A 14,421-nucleotide genomic window follows, 5' to 3' on the forward strand; every position below is an offset into this window, starting at 1 on the left:
AAACGTTTACAAGTAATAATTAAAGTGCAATAATATCAGTGAAAGTTATGAGTAATCGATTACTCAAAAAGGAGGAAAATTATGTCTTTAATGTTGAGTCCCTCAATGATGTGTGCAGACTTTAGTAATTTAGCAAGCCAAGTGAAGCAACTAGATGAAGCCGGTGTTGATATGTATCACATGGATGTTATGGATGGAAAATATGTACCAAATTTTGCTTTAGGTCCAGAAGATTACCGGACTATTCGTAAATTGACCAATAAGTCACTTGATGCTCATCTAATGATTGAAAATCCACGTAATTACGTTGAATTTTTTAGCGAATTGGGTGCTGACCTAATTTACTTTTGTCCAGATGCTGAAGTGCAGCCAGCGCGAACAATTGATGATATTCATGCTTTAGGCAAAAAGGCCGGCATTGCTGTTAATACTGGTACTTCTTTTGCAATGGTTGAAGAGCTGCTACCTAAGATTGATTACGTGTTAGTAATGACAGTTCATCCCGGATTTGCTGGTCAGCCTTTTCAAGACTTTGTTTTGCCAAAGTTAGACCGTTTTATTAGTGCAAAGAAGAAATATGGTTATGTCTTAGGAATTGATGGTGCCGTTTCAAGAACAAAGATAACTAAATTACACGCTCAAGGGGTAGATAATTTTATTCTTGGAACATCGGCTTTATTTGGTAAGGAGAAGTCATTCGCCGAAACAATCAATGAGATAAGAAAGGAAAACGAGTAATAATGACAAACAAAAAGTTGAAAATTGCGTTTGGTTCAGATCATGTTGGTTTGGAATTAAAGCCAACCATTATTGAATATGTTAAAAGCTTAGGTTATGAAGTACATGATTTTGGTACTAAGATTGCTGAGCGAACTGACTATCCTATTTATGGCAAAAAAGTTGGTGAGGCAGTTGCTAGTGGAGAATATGATTTAGGGATAGTTATTTGTGGCACCGGCGTCGGTATTTCACTAGCCGCAAACAAGGTTAAAGGTATTAGAGCGTGTGTATGCAGCGACTGTTATTCGGCTAAACTATCAAGAATGCATAACAATACTAATGTTTTGGCATTTGGCTCTCGTGTAGTTGGTTCAGAACTGGCCAAGATGATTGTAAAAAATTGGCTTGAAGCAAAATTTATTGGTGGGCGGCACCAAAGAAGAATTGAAGAACTAGCTGCGATTGAAGATGGTGATGATGATAAATTTACTGAATTAAAGGATTCAGATGAATATAACGGTCAAGAAGAATTTGAAAATCAACCGTTATAGAAAGTTGAGGTCAGATTAATGTCACAGAATCTTGGTAAAACCATTTTGACCTTAGTTGGTGGTGAAAATAATATTAATAATATCACTCACTGTGCGACAAGATTAAGAATGCGTTTGGCTAATAAATATGCAAAATAAAAAGAAATGCTAAAAAAGACGATGTTTGCTAATTCACTGCGATTAGTTACTCTGACTAAAACTGCTGTTAACCGACAAATAAAGAAAAATTGTTGGTTGTTTGCAATTTTCCCGTCGCTATAATTAAAACCAATTAAATTTGAAAGAGGAACAAACATGTCTACAAAGAAAGCCAATTTAGTTTTTGGAACACTTTTAACGGGTGCTGTAGTGACATCGCTATTACAGACATCCTTGACGACAGCATTACCACAAATAATGCGCGAATTAACACTATCGGCAGCGACCGCCCAATGGCTGACAAGTGCGTTTAGCTTAACAATGGCGATTATGGTACCGATGACGGCATATCTAATTAAACGCTTTACAACCAGGCAGGTCTTTTTAGCAGCAATGATTCTGTTTACGCTGGGGACATTAATCAGTTGGTGGGGACAAAGCTTTAATGTTTTGCTGCTGGGACGAATTTTTCAAGCTTTAGGAAGCGGAATTATTTTGCCATTAACACAAGTCGTCATTATGACGCTATATCCGCTAGAAAAGCAGGGTACTGTGATGGGTATTTTGGGACTCGCCTCTGGTGCCGCTCCGATAATTGCACCAACTTTAACTGGAATTGTGATTGATTCTTGGGGCTGGCGCAGTATTTTCCTAATGGCAGGAGTAATTTCTATTATCATCATTATTTTGGCATTTTGCTGTGTTAAGAATGTTACCCCTACTGAGAAGATCCCATTAGACTACATTTCTTTATTACTTTGTGCAGGCGGGGTAACCGGTATTTTACTTGGTCTGAGCAGTCTGGCAACAAACTTCATGGTTAGCCTGTTTGAACTAGTTATCGGTGCTATTTTATTAGCTATTTTTAGTAAAAAACAATTGAATAGCAGTGAGCCCTTTCTTAACTTACGGATTTTACAAAAGCCTAAATTTCGCCTAGCTGTCATCATTAGTATGCTGCTTTACGCAGTAATGATGGGTAGCTCAACCATTTATCCGATTTTAATTCAAACGGTAATGAAAAAATCAGCAGTGATTTCCGCCCTAATAATGTTGCCAGGCTCGTTGGCAATGGCGTTAATTAACCCGTTAACAGGAAAATTTTATGATCGTTTTGGCATCAATAAATTAGCAATTGGTGGCAGTTTAATGTTACTGATTAGCTGCTGGGGTGTAACTTTAATTAATTCTTCAAGTCAGCTGCTTTTATTAGGCGGACTGTATCTGCTTCGGTTATTGGGAGTTGGCTGTCTGATGATGCCAATTGTCACGTGGGGGATGCAGAATCTACCACAAGAAGAAGTAGCCCATGGGACCGCGCTTTTAACGGCTTTAAGAACGCTAAGCGGTGCATTAGGAACAGCTATCTTAATGGAGATAATGACAAGTGCAACCCACTTTAATAACCCACATGTGACGGCAAATTATGCCGGAATTCAGTTCACGTTTGCAGTAATGACAGGATTAGCTCTTATTCAAGTAATAATTAGTTTATGCAAGTTTAAAAAGAATTAACCGAAACACATTTTTTGTGGCATAATTGTTTTTATGAATAATAAGCGAAGCCGCGCTGTCTCTCGGCAAAAAATTCAGGCAGCAGTCATCGATCTACTAAAAGATCATGAATTACAGGATTTACGAGTAACAACGATTTGCCAAAAGGCTCAAATTAACCGATCATCTTTTTATGATAATTACATTGATATTTATGATTTGACAGACAAGCTTCGTGAATATTTGGTTGATGAATATCAACGATTACAGGATGATATTAGCGACCCGTCCTTTACCATATTGCTGCAGCATATTAAGGATCACCAGGATCTTTACCGGATGTTTTTTAAACTCAATTTACAAATGGGTTTAGCTGAAAGATTTACTGATCAAAAACAGCAGAAGAACTATTTTGATCAAACTTTTTTCCGCAATGGTATTGTTGCTGTGATTGGTGAATGGTTAAAAACTGATTGTGCTGCTCCGGTTGCCGAAATTGTTGAAGTAATTGACGCTCATCATCATTGCCTAGAAAAATGACATCTCAAACGGACTAAAAGCTTTTATTGTATGTCCTTTGTCTGGTTAAAAAGAAAGCAAGCATACTGCTTAATTGGCTCTTGAAGGTTGCTAAGCATATCTATAAACACCTACATTTTATAAAAAATTTGCGGTAATTATGAGTACGAATTTTGGCTTGATTCAGCGATTCGTTCACTAGTTAATTTTGTCGAGGATTTGATAATTTAAGTATTCATTTTTCAAAGTAACAAAAAGAAGCCTCTGAAAAGACAAAGGAACAAGAGGATAAAATATGTTAACTATCAAAGGACTACACAATGTACCACAAATTTCGGCGCCATGTGACTTACCCAAAACTTTAGCCGAGATAATAAAAAAAGAGAGTTTTAAAATTGTTAATGGCGACATTATTTGCGTTGCCTCTAAAATCTGTTCACTTGCAGAAGATAATATTATTGATTTGAAAACCATAAAGCCTACTTCTTTAGCCGAAAAAATTCATAAACAAATTCCACGCAAGGATGCAAGGTTAATTCAGGTAATTATTAATCAGACAGGTGATCCAACAGGTAAACATTTAGAAGTATCTGGTTCCCATATTGGCGCTTGGTTGCCAAACTGTCTCTTTTTGACCAGCGCTGGTGTTGACAAGGGCAAAGATAATTTTGCAATCACTCTGCCTAAGGATTGTGACAAGACAGCTAAAACAATCAGCGATACATTTTTTGCTATTCTAGGAGTTAGAACAAGCGTAATCATTACTGATAGTGATGGCAGGGTTGATAAAAAAGGTGCGAACCAAGTTGCGGTTGGTTTGTATGGCTTGAATGGACTAAGATTAAATAAAGAAAATGGTACTGCCGAAACGCTTTGTGACATGCTAGCTTCTGCAGCCGGGTTAGTAATGGGTCAGCGTGGCATGAATATACCACTTGCTTGTATTCATGGACTTGAATACGAAAAGTCTGATAGCTGTAAGACTAAAGATATAGTAAATTAGAAGATAAAAATAAAAAAGCTAAATTAAACAAAAAACAATCTGAATATAGTTCAGATTGTTTTTTAGTTAGTATTTAGGCTAATAGCATCGCATCATCGCCAACTTCACTACCAACTTGTTTTTGGAACAGTTCCATTAATTTTGGTACGGTTAAGTTTTGCTTTTCTTCACCAGCCAAGTTGATAGCGACTCGTCCTTGGTGAAGCATGATGAGACGATTACCATAGTGAATCGCGTCCTCCATGTTATGGGTTACCATGAATGCCGTTAAGTGCTGCTCACTAATTAATTTTTGCGTGAGTTCCATCACCGTAATTGAAGTTTTAGGATCAAGAGCCGCGGTATGCTCATCTAATAAAATTAAGTCAGGCCGCTGCAAGGTTGCCATAAGCAAGGTAATTGCTTGCCTTTGACCACCGGAAAGCAGACCAATTTCAGTTTCCAACCGGTTTTCCAAGTTTAAATTCAGCTGGGCTAATTGTTCTTTAAAAAACTTGCGGTCCTGCTTTTTAACGCCTGGTAAAAAACCACGATGTTGGCCCCGTTTCATTGCTAAGGCCAAGTTTTCTTCAACCGTCAGTCTGACCGCCGTTCCCATCTTAGGATCCTGAAAGACCCGGCTAATATTTTTAGCCCGCTTGGTTACAGGTAATTTGGTAATGTCATTACCGTTCAGAATAATTTGTCCTTCTTGGATCGGGATCGTACCAGCAATACTATTTAATAAGGTGGATTTTCCGGCACCGTTACTTCCAATAATCGTTACAAAATCACCAGCATCTAAGCTGAGATCGATCCCTTGTAGTACGCGGTTTTCGTTAACAGTCCCACGTTCAAAAGTTTGGTGTAAGTTTTTAATCTTTAGTACTTCTGGCATTCTTGTTTCCTCCTTTTAGATTACGTGGTAGGTGAAAGTTAGGCAGGGTTAGACAAACAACTAAGACCAAAGCCGAAGCTAATTTAGCATCTGATGGTTCGACATTCATTTGGAAAACTAGTGCTAAAATCAACCGGTAAATAATTGCACCGAGAACTAAAGTCAGCAAACGACCCCAGATTGGTAAATTCCGTACAATGACTTCAGCAATAATAATTGAGGCTAAACCGATAACTAGGGTTCCGACCCCGGAGTTTAAATCTGCGAAGCCGTTATTCTGGGCGAGCAGTGCTCCTGAAAGGGCAATACAAGCATTAGAAATCATGTAGCCTAGAATTTTCATTCCTTGAGTTTTAATTCCATTAGCAGCACTCATTTCCGGATTATCGCCAGTCGCACGCATCGCTAAGCCGATTTCTGTGCGGAAGAATACTACCAGTAAGCCGATAACGACTAAAGCAATAATTAGCCCCATCACGATAACAGCATTATTCCTCGTTAAGCCCCAGTTTTGGGCAATAGTGAAAATGGTCTCTTTACCTAATAGTGAAACATTAGCTGCATTTTGCATTACCCGAGAAGTAATGGAGTATAGGCCAGTCATTGTGATAATTCCAGCCAGTAATGATGGAATGCGTAATTTAGTATTTAAAAATCCTGTTACCAGGCCAGCAATCATGCCGCCTCCAAAAGCTGCCAGTGTTGCTAAAATCGGATTAACTCCTTTAACAAGGCACATTGTGGCAATTGCACCACCTAAGGGGAAGCTTCCTTCAGCAGTCATATCAGCTAAATCTAAAATACGAAAAGTTAAGTAAACCCCAATAGCCATTAATGACCAGAGTAATCCTTGTGAAGTTGCAGAAAGAAATAATTCCCAAAAAGTATTTAACATTGTTTTGCGTTCACGCTGCCTTTCTAAATTTATTTTGGTGCCTTAATGGTTTTAGGATCAATTCCTAAAGCCTTGGCCATCTTGTGGTTAACAACTAGTTTTAATTCATTTGCTTTTTCAACTGGCATGTTTGCCGGCTTAGCTTTACCTGCTAAAATTTTAGCGGCCATTTTACCAGTTTGTTCACCAAGTTTTTCGTAGTCAATTCCGATTGAGGCTAAACCACCAGTTTTTACTTGATCAGTTGAACCTGCTACTAGCGGAATCTTCTTTTCCTTAACGACTTTACCAATAATCGAGGAAGCTGAGGCAAATGTATTATCAGTTGGAACGTAAATTCCCTGAACCTTGCCCGCCAAAGTTTCTGTTACCTGCTGAACATCATTTGTAGTGTTGGCCGTCTTAACTAACACTTTCACACCGGCTTTTTTGAGTGCTTTAATCGCTAAATCTGCCTGGATTTTGGAATTGGCCTCGCCAGCATTATACATGACGCCGATTGTTTTAGCCTTGGGCACAATTGATAATAACAGCTTAATTTGTTTATCAATTGATACCATATCAGTGGTTCCAGTAACATTTCTGCCGGGTTTTGCGTCTGAATTAACGAGCTTAGCTGCTTTTAAGTCGGTTACTGCAGTTACGACGGTTGGAATATCCTGTGTGGCATTAGCAACGCTTTGGGCAGCCGGTGTGGCAATTCCCAGAATCAAATCTGATTTTTCGTTAACCAGTTTTTCGCTCATACTCTTTAAATTATCTTGACTGTTTTGCGCGTTTTGGTAATCAATTTTAAGGTTTTTACCCTCAACATAACCTTCTTCTTTTAAACCTTTTTTAAAACCTTCGTAAGCTTTATCAAGGGAGGGATGCTGCACAACTTGCAGCACACCAACATGTTTGACAGTTTGGCCGCTATCACTCTTTTTGTTATTACTACAGCCGCCAAGTAATAATAATCCTGCTAAACCAAGTCCCGTAATTAATTTTCTAATATGCATCTATTAAAAATCCTCCATAAAAAAATACCCACTTACTTCTAAGTGGGTATACAAACATTGTTTTGTAAATTAATCGTTGCGATTAGCCACTTAGAGTTATGTGGCTAACCGTAATCAAATCGCTCTAGCCATCATAGATAAATTCAAACTTGCGTTTCATTTGAACTCATCTTGATGAATTCAAATGCTATCTAAAGTAGCTAAAGTAATAACGGTTATTCAGTTGTGATTTTTGATTTATATTCATGATCAAAAGTACCTCCAACCTTGATGAAAAAATTATAAATTATTAAGATTTTAAAGTCAAGAAAAACCTGGCCGATAAAAAAGCTATGTGTGAGTAAGCTCAATAATAATCCTGTTAGAAAGGGCATTTGAGCTCGGCTAATTATTTAATCTTAATTTTTGGGAGCCTTGATTGATTTAGGATCAATTCCCAGGGCCTTGGCCATTTTTTTATTAACCACTAAACGCATATCGTGGGCTTTTTCAACCGGCATATCAGCGGGTTTTGCTTTGCCAGCCAAAATCTTAGCAGCCATTTTACCCGTTTGTTCGCCAAGGGCTTCATAATCAATGCCAATTGATGCTAGGCCACCCGTCTTAACCTGATCAGTTGAACCCGCAACTAGTGGTACTTTTTTCTCTTTGACCACCTTGCCGACAACTGAGGCTGCCGAGTCAAAGGTGTTATCGGTTGGAACGAAAATTCCTTGCACTTTAGAGGCTAAGGTTTCAGTTACTTGTTGAACATCATTAGTTGTATTAGCTGTTTTAATCAGCACCTTTACTCCGGCGTTTTTCAGAACTGCAGTTGCCATGTCCGCCTGAATTTTAGAATTGGCTTCACCGGCATTGTACATAATCCCGATTGTTTTTGCTTTAGGCACAATTGATAACAGTAGGTCAATTTGGCGTTTGATTGAAACCATATCGGTAGTACCGGTAACGTTTCTACCAGGCTTAGCATTGGAATTTACCAATTTGGCTGCCTTTAGGTCGGTTACAGCAGTGACAACTACCGGAATATCTTGCGTAGCGTTAGCCACACTTTGTGCGGCGGGCGTAGCGATTCCTAAAATCAAATCAGATTTTTCCTTAACTAACTTATCGCTCATGCTCTTTAAATTATCCTGACTATTTTGAGCATTTTGGTAATCAATTTTGAGGTTCTTGCCCTCAACATAACCTTCCTCTTTCAGCCCCTTTTTAAAGCCCTTGTAGGCTTTATCAAGCGAAGGGTGCTGAACTACTTGTAACACGCCAACATGTTTAACAGCTTTGTTATCGTCAGCTTTTTTACTGCTGCATCCTCCCAATAAAAGTAATCCTGCCAGACTGATTCCTGTCATTAATTTACGTAAATGCATTTTTTCCTCCAATAAAAAATACCCACTCATTTCTAAGTGGGTAACACAAGATTGCCTTGGGATTAATCATTCATTGTTAATGCAAGATCAGCCACTTAGAAAGTCGTGTGGCTAATCATACTTAAAAAGCTATAGCCATCACTGATAAATTCAAACCTTGATGTTTGAACTCACCGTGATGAATCCAAACCTTTACCTGTAATAGCTATAGTAATAACGGTTATTCTGCTGTAATTGATGATTTCTAGTCTTAATCATTGAAATTACCTCCAACCTTTGATGAGAAAATTATAAAATATTAAAAAATACAAGTCAAGACTAAATTTTTAGTTTCTACTCGGTACTAATTGGGGGTAAAAACTACCTAATTGTTAACAGTAGTTATTTTTTAAATTAATACGTACCAAAAAATAAAAAGGGGCAACTTTCCTTACGTAATAGGACGACTAGCCGATTTACAATGCTTGCTAAAAATTTAATTTTTGCAAAACTTAGAACTTAAACTATTTTTATATAGAAAGCGTTGTTATAATTCGGTATAATTAAGAAAAAATTAGTCTAAGGAGAATTGTGATGAGTAGCGCTAAACAACGAGTTTTAAATCAAATTGAAAAATTATCCGGTAACGAAACAATTAATACTAGCGATTTAGCGCGGCATTTGCAGTTGTCCAGATCAGTTGTTAGCCATTATCTTAATCAACTTGTGAAAGAGAAGAAAGTAAAGAAAATAGCCGATAGGCCAGTTAAGTGGCAAAAAATTGCTGCTAGGGAAACTAATTCTGATTTTTTTGGTGGAATTATTGGTGGTCACGGCTCACTTGAGAAAACAATCCAGCAATTATCAGCCGCTGCCGCCTATCCTCCTGATGGGTTGAACGTTTTAATCACTGGGAATTCTGGTGTTGGTAAAAGCTATTTAGCCAGCAAATTGTATACTTACGCTCAAAAAAGTGGCGTAATTGCACAAAAAGCTCCTTATATTGTCTTAAATTGTGCCAACTATGCCAATAATCCAGAGCTAATTTCTAGTATGCTATTTGGCTATGTTCGCGGCGCCTTTACCGGTGCGGATACCGAAAAAGATGGTCTGCTAAAACAGGCCGATGGTGGTTACTTATTTTTGGATGAAGTCCATCGATTAAGCAATGAAAATCAGGAAAAACTGTTTAGTTTTATTGATTCGCACCAATTTTATAAAATGGGTGACAACGTTCACCCGATAAAAGCAAAAGTGCGCATCATAATGGCGACTACGGAAAATCCTGAGCAAGTCTTATTGCCCACTTTTTTACGGCGAATTCCGGTTAGGGTCAATCTGCCAGATTATATTGAGCGGCCGGTGGATGAGCGGTTAGAATTGATTAACTCATTATTTCATGCCGAAGCTCAAAAAATTGCTAAAAAAATAATCGTTGATAAGCAAGTTACCTCTGCTCTGGTACAGCTCAAGCATTCGGGTAATATTGGCTATTTGAAAAATGTTATTGAAGTTTCTTGTGCCGCTGCTTACCAAGACAGCAGCAGCGAAGAGGAAATCGTCCTGCACTTAAAGGATTTGCAGATTGACCAGTTACCCCATTTTAAGGATTATGGCGCAATTAGTGTCGAGCCGCATGGTCAGCACTTTTTACCTTCCAACTACAGTATGACGCGCAAATTAACCAACATCATTTCTTCGTTAAAGGAATTGTTGACGGACTATTCGACAGCTAATTTAAATAAGTGTCGCCTGCAGATTCAAGCGATTAACCAATTTATCAATAAGCAGTCGCTAAATTCAGGCTTACATGTTCAACATGAATATTTATTTCAAAAAATAATTGAAAAGCAATACGGTTTAGCGAAAACAGCGTACTTAGAGCCAATCATTTATGCGCTATATGAGCATCATTTCCGCTTAAGTTATGATTTACCCCGTTTAGGTGAAGTGATTGCAGAGCATTTACCTCGCTCGCTCCATGTAGCTGAAAAATTTTATGAAGAGCTGCCAGTTTTAAATCCCAAAAGTAAAATCAGCCTAACTTATTTGTTTGCAATTTTACTTAGTGATCATGTTGATGAAAAAATTCAGTTGCGTGGACTGATGGTTGCTCACGGAGAAAATACGGCAACTAGTATTCAGGCAGTAATTAATTCGCTTTGCGGTAATTATGTGTTTGATGCAATTGATATGCCGATTGATGCTAATATTGCAACGATTGCCGGTGAGGCTAATAAGTTAATTGCCAGCTTTAACACTACTAACGGCTTTATTTTAATGGTGGATATGGGGTCATTGAGCCAGCTCTATTCTCAGATTAGTTCTCAACTAGATGGTGATTTATTGGTAGTCAATAATCTGACGACTTTAACGGCACTAGATTTAGGCTTAAAAATGAAACAGAATTTGCCGTTTAAGCAAATAGCCGAAAAGGCCGAGCAAGACTACCAGATTGGGGTTAAATACTATGAAGGGTTCTCGCAGTCGGTTAATATTTTGGTTTCCTGTATTTCGGGGTTAGGAATAGCTGAGAAAATCAGTGACCTTTTGCGAAAATATTTACCAGTCAATATCAAAGTAATTCCGCTGGGCTACAATGATTTAAAAGAAAAAATCGAAAATCAAAAGTGGGCGTACTTTAAGCAGACCCTATTTGTTTTAACAACGATTGACATTACTGAAAAAGTTAAATTTAACCATATGAACCTTTATGATATTTTGGATTCAAGTGGTGAAAATAAGTTGAAGCATTGGTTATCGCCATATTTAAATCAACAGGAACTTGACCAATTCAATAATGAGTTGTTGCGTTTCTTTTCTAAAGAAGGAATTTCAGAGCGGCTAAGCTTTTTAAATCCAGACGTGGTTTTGGGTGAAGTTGAGACGATTAATAAAAAGTATGAGGATTTTTATAATCTTAAGTTAGATGGCAAGGTCAAATTAAATCTTTATATGCATATTGCTTTGATGATTGAGCGGTTGATGGTTCGTAATACCGGTAAGATTGAAGTTGAACCGGAATCTGCAAAAGAGAAGGCCTTTTTTGAAATAACTAAAAGTATTTTTCAACCAATCGAATTAAAATATAATATTAAAATTTCTACCTATGAAATATCGCTATTGTATGAATTGTTTAAACAGTTCATCTAGAAGTGTTTAATATTGCCTAAAAGAAGTGTTTAAAACTAAAACACTTCTTTTTTATTGCCCGAAATAGCGGCTTTTCTAAGTCTTGGCACGATTGTTGCTTTAAGAAAAGTGAAGAGAAAAAGGAGTGACAAGATGACGGAGATATTGATTGCAAGCCATGGACATTTTGCAAGTGGGCTAAAAAGCTCAATTGATATTCTGACTGGCATGGGAAATCAGGTTAAGACGATTGATGCTTACGTTGATCAAACTGATTATACCGACCAGATCAATGATTTTATTAAAACCGCTAAGCGACCTGCGGTAATTTTTACCGATTTAAAAGGTGGAAGTGTAAACCAGAAGGTAGTTTTAAAAGCCGCCAGCGAAAAAGATATTTATGTTATTACTCAAACAAATTTGGCGATTGTGATGGCGGTCTTACTTGATAGTGAAAAACTAACAGAAAATCATTTGGAAGAATTGATTCAGCAAAGCCAGGTTGAACTATTTAAAGTTGATAAAGAAAACAAGGATTTGGAAGAACAGAAATCTGCTTTTTTTGATTAAGGAGAATGAACAATGATTGCAGCTCTCAGAGTAGATGAAAGATTAATACATGGTCAAATTTCAATGAGTTGGAGTAAGGCCCTAAAGATTAAAGGCATTGTTGTTGCCAATGATAAGGCGGCAGCAGATGACATGCAAAAAATGATGCTTAAAATGGCAGCCCCGTCAGAATTAAAGACAATTGTCCTATCAGTTGATAATGCAATTGAATTATTAAATGATGAACGCTCTAAACAAATGCGTCTGTTAGTCATTACAACAACCGTTAAGGATGCTTTGACAATTGCCGATGGCGTTAATGAAAAACCTGAGCAGGTCAATATCGGCAACGCCGGCAAAATGGGGGCAAAGGGTGACGAAATAACTTTAACAAAGGAAGTTCGCTTGTCACCAGATGAGATTGACTACCTAAGAAAATTGGTAGAGGAATATCCAGATACTTATTTCCAAGGCACTCCAAATATGGAAAAGCATTCGGGTAAAGAAGTTTTGCAGAAAATTGATAAGTAGGAGGTAAATAATGTTTTATGATGCTTTAATGACTGCAATAGCGGTTTTTGTAGGCACGGCTGGCCATGAATTTTTTGGTAATGCCATGCTTAGCAGGCCAATTGTTGTTGCACCCTTATTGGGCTTTTTACTGGGAGATATTCACACAGGCTTACTTGTCGGTGCGTCAGTAGAAACAATCTTTATGGGGGTTGTCAATATTGGTATTTCTAGTACGGCCGAGCCAGCATTAGCTGCGGCTTTGGCAACTGTGTTCACTATTCAGTCCGGTAATATGGGAGCCAATATTACTTTGGCCTTCCCACTGGCTGTTCTTGGTCTACAATTCTTGAATATGATTTTATCCTTTGTAATTGGGCCATTCGCTCCTCTTTTTGCTAAATTTGCTAGAAAAGGGGAAGACAAGAAAATGGTTGGCTTGCACTTTGGCTTATGGTTTTTACACTATGGCCTATATTCATTAATTCCATTTTTTGCAGTTTTATTTGGATCAAAGGCTGTTCAAATTGCATTGCAAGCTATCCCTAAGTCGATTATGAACGGTTTAACGGTTGCAGGTAATTTACTTCCAGCAGTCGGGATGGCAATGTTGCTTCTGTTATTATGGGATAACAAATTGGCCCAATATTACTTCTTGGGTGTTGTTCTTATGGCTTACCTAAAATTGCCTTTAATGGCAATAGCAGTTATTGCAGCAATTGTCGCCGTAGCAATTGCTGAACGTGACATGAGTGAAATTAAACTTGCTAAAAACAGACCCGCTGCTTCGGCTAATAATCAAGCTGATCAGTCGGCCAAAAAGACGTTTAGTCAGGAAGAGGAGGACTTCTTCGCATGAAATTGACACAAGATTTATCTAAAGATGAAAAGAAAATGATTCGGAGCATGTTTTGGCGCTCCTCAACAATGTATATTTCCGTTAACCCCGTTTTAATGGGCGGTGGCGGTTTCTGCTTCTCGTTAATGCCATTTATTAACAAATTTTACAAGCATGATGAAGCGGGAAGACGTAAGGCCTTAGAACGGGAAACGGCATACTTTAGTACAACTGTTCCAATGTCAACATTTGTCATGGGGATTGCGGCCTCAATGGAAAAAGAAAATAGTAAAGAGCCCAACTTTAATGCTGATTCTATTAATGCGGTTAAAACTAGTTTAATGGGACCATTAGCGGGTATCGGCGATTCCTTATTCTGGGGAGTCTGGCGGGCAGTTTGTGCCGCTTTAGCTATTAATTTTGCTCAAAATGGTAATTTCCTTGCACCGATTATCTTTTTGGTAATGTTTAACATTCCTAACTATATTATTCGTTATTACGGCGGCTTTTTAGGCTATTCATTAGGTTCTAGTTACGTTAAAAAGCTGTACGAAAATGGCTTGATGAATGTATTAACCAAGGCGGCTAGTATTTTAGGCCTAGTGATGGTCGGTGCCATGACTGTCCAGATGGTAATTTTTAAGACAACAATTAAATGGACGATGGGCGGAAAAACGATAATGGATGTTCAGTCCGTGATTGATCAGATCTTTAAGGGCCTGTTACCAGTAGCCATCACTTTAATCTGCTATAAGCTGTTAAAGGACAAAAAGATTGGTGTTATCAGTTTAATCTTTGCAATTGTTGTTTTATCAGTTATCGCTTCATTAATTGGAATAGTCTAA

Annotated in this window: 15 protein-coding genes; 11 read left to right on the top strand and 4 right to left on the bottom strand. The window is 37.9% G+C overall.

All coding sequences use genetic code 11. The features are described from left to right. The first annotated feature begins 81 nt into the window (after positions 1-81). From GYM71_RS01665 to GYM71_RS01690, 6 genes are all read left to right on the top strand, one after another. Entirely contained in the window at positions 82-738 is a 657-nt protein-coding gene (locus tag GYM71_RS01665) for a ribulose-phosphate 3-epimerase (RefSeq protein WP_220220682.1), read from the top strand. 17 nt (positions 739-755) lie between these two features. Continuing rightward, positions 756-1,271: a ribose 5-phosphate isomerase B gene (gene rpiB / locus GYM71_RS01670; protein ID WP_272876721.1), complete on the top strand. Its 516-nt coding sequence runs from the start codon at positions 756-758 to the stop codon at positions 1,269-1,271. Between the two features lie 18 nt (positions 1,272-1,289). Beyond that, a complete protein-coding gene (locus tag GYM71_RS01675; protein ID WP_220220684.1) occupies positions 1,290-1,409 on the top strand; it encodes a PTS sugar transporter subunit IIB in 120 nt (39 codons plus the stop codon). A gap of 156 nt (positions 1,410-1,565) precedes the next feature. After that, positions 1,566-2,924, top strand: coding sequence for a DHA2 family efflux MFS transporter permease subunit (locus tag GYM71_RS01680; RefSeq protein WP_220220685.1), 1,359 nt, complete (start codon positions 1,566-1,568; stop codon positions 2,922-2,924). Positions 2,925-2,957: 33 nt separating this feature from the next. After that, positions 2,958-3,443 (top strand): TetR-like C-terminal domain-containing protein, encoded by a 486-nt coding sequence (locus tag GYM71_RS01685; protein WP_103752894.1) that lies wholly within the window; start codon positions 2,958-2,960, stop codon positions 3,441-3,443. Positions 3,444-3,717: 274 nt separating this feature from the next. Beyond that, positions 3,718-4,425, top strand: coding sequence for a coenzyme F420-0:L-glutamate ligase (locus GYM71_RS01690; RefSeq protein WP_220220686.1), 708 nt, complete (start codon positions 3,718-3,720; stop codon positions 4,423-4,425). A gap of 73 nt (positions 4,426-4,498) precedes the next feature. Here GYM71_RS01690 and GYM71_RS01695 read toward each other — a convergent pair whose 3' ends face one another. The 4 genes from GYM71_RS01695 to GYM71_RS01710 all read right to left on the bottom strand — a co-directional run bounded on the left by GYM71_RS01695 (position 4,499) and on the right by GYM71_RS01710 (position 8,568). Further along, entirely contained in the window at positions 4,499-5,302 is an 804-nt protein-coding gene (locus GYM71_RS01695) for an ABC transporter ATP-binding protein (RefSeq protein WP_103752896.1), read from the bottom strand. Continuing rightward, positions 5,280-6,197, bottom strand: a complete 918-nt coding sequence (locus tag GYM71_RS01700; RefSeq protein WP_220220687.1) for an ABC transporter permease — start codon at positions 6,195-6,197, stop codon at positions 5,280-5,282. The genes GYM71_RS01695 and GYM71_RS01700 overlap by 23 nt, the downstream gene beginning before the upstream one ends. A gap of 29 nt (positions 6,198-6,226) precedes the next feature. Continuing rightward, positions 6,227-7,198, bottom strand: coding sequence for an ABC transporter substrate-binding protein (locus tag GYM71_RS01705; protein ID WP_220220688.1), 972 nt, complete (start codon positions 7,196-7,198; stop codon positions 6,227-6,229). 398 nt (positions 7,199-7,596) lie between these two features. Further along, positions 7,597-8,568, bottom strand: coding sequence for an ABC transporter substrate-binding protein (locus GYM71_RS01710; protein ID WP_220220689.1), 972 nt, complete (start codon positions 8,566-8,568; stop codon positions 7,597-7,599). Positions 8,569-9,141: 573 nt separating this feature from the next. Between GYM71_RS01710 and GYM71_RS01715 the strand changes: the two genes are divergently transcribed. The 5 genes from GYM71_RS01715 (at position 9,142) to GYM71_RS01735 (ending at position 14,421) form a co-directional block, all read left to right on the top strand. After that, positions 9,142-11,700: a sigma 54-interacting transcriptional regulator gene (locus tag GYM71_RS01715; protein WP_220220690.1), complete on the top strand. Its 2,559-nt coding sequence runs from the start codon at positions 9,142-9,144 to the stop codon at positions 11,698-11,700. 132 nt (positions 11,701-11,832) lie between these two features. After that, on the top strand, positions 11,833-12,249 hold the full coding sequence (locus GYM71_RS01720; protein WP_220220691.1) for a PTS sugar transporter subunit IIA: 417 nt from the start codon (positions 11,833-11,835) through the stop codon (positions 12,247-12,249). 12 nt (positions 12,250-12,261) lie between these two features. Then, entirely contained in the window at positions 12,262-12,759 is a 498-nt protein-coding gene (locus GYM71_RS01725; protein WP_220220692.1) for a PTS sugar transporter subunit IIB, read from the top strand. 10 nt (positions 12,760-12,769) lie between these two features. Next, the gene (locus GYM71_RS01730) at positions 12,770-13,597 is read left to right on the top strand and encodes a PTS sugar transporter subunit IIC (protein ID WP_220220693.1); all 828 of its coding nucleotides are present in this window, start codon (positions 12,770-12,772) and stop codon (positions 13,595-13,597) included. After that, positions 13,594-14,421, top strand: a complete 828-nt coding sequence (locus tag GYM71_RS01735) for a PTS system mannose/fructose/sorbose family transporter subunit IID (protein WP_220220694.1) — start codon at positions 13,594-13,596, stop codon at positions 14,419-14,421. Before GYM71_RS01730 ends, GYM71_RS01735 begins: the two co-directional genes overlap by 4 nt.

The sequence above is a fragment of the Lactobacillus panisapium genome, assembly GCF_019469265.1.
Lineage (GTDB): Bacteria > Bacillota > Bacilli > Lactobacillales > Lactobacillaceae > Lactobacillus > Lactobacillus panisapium.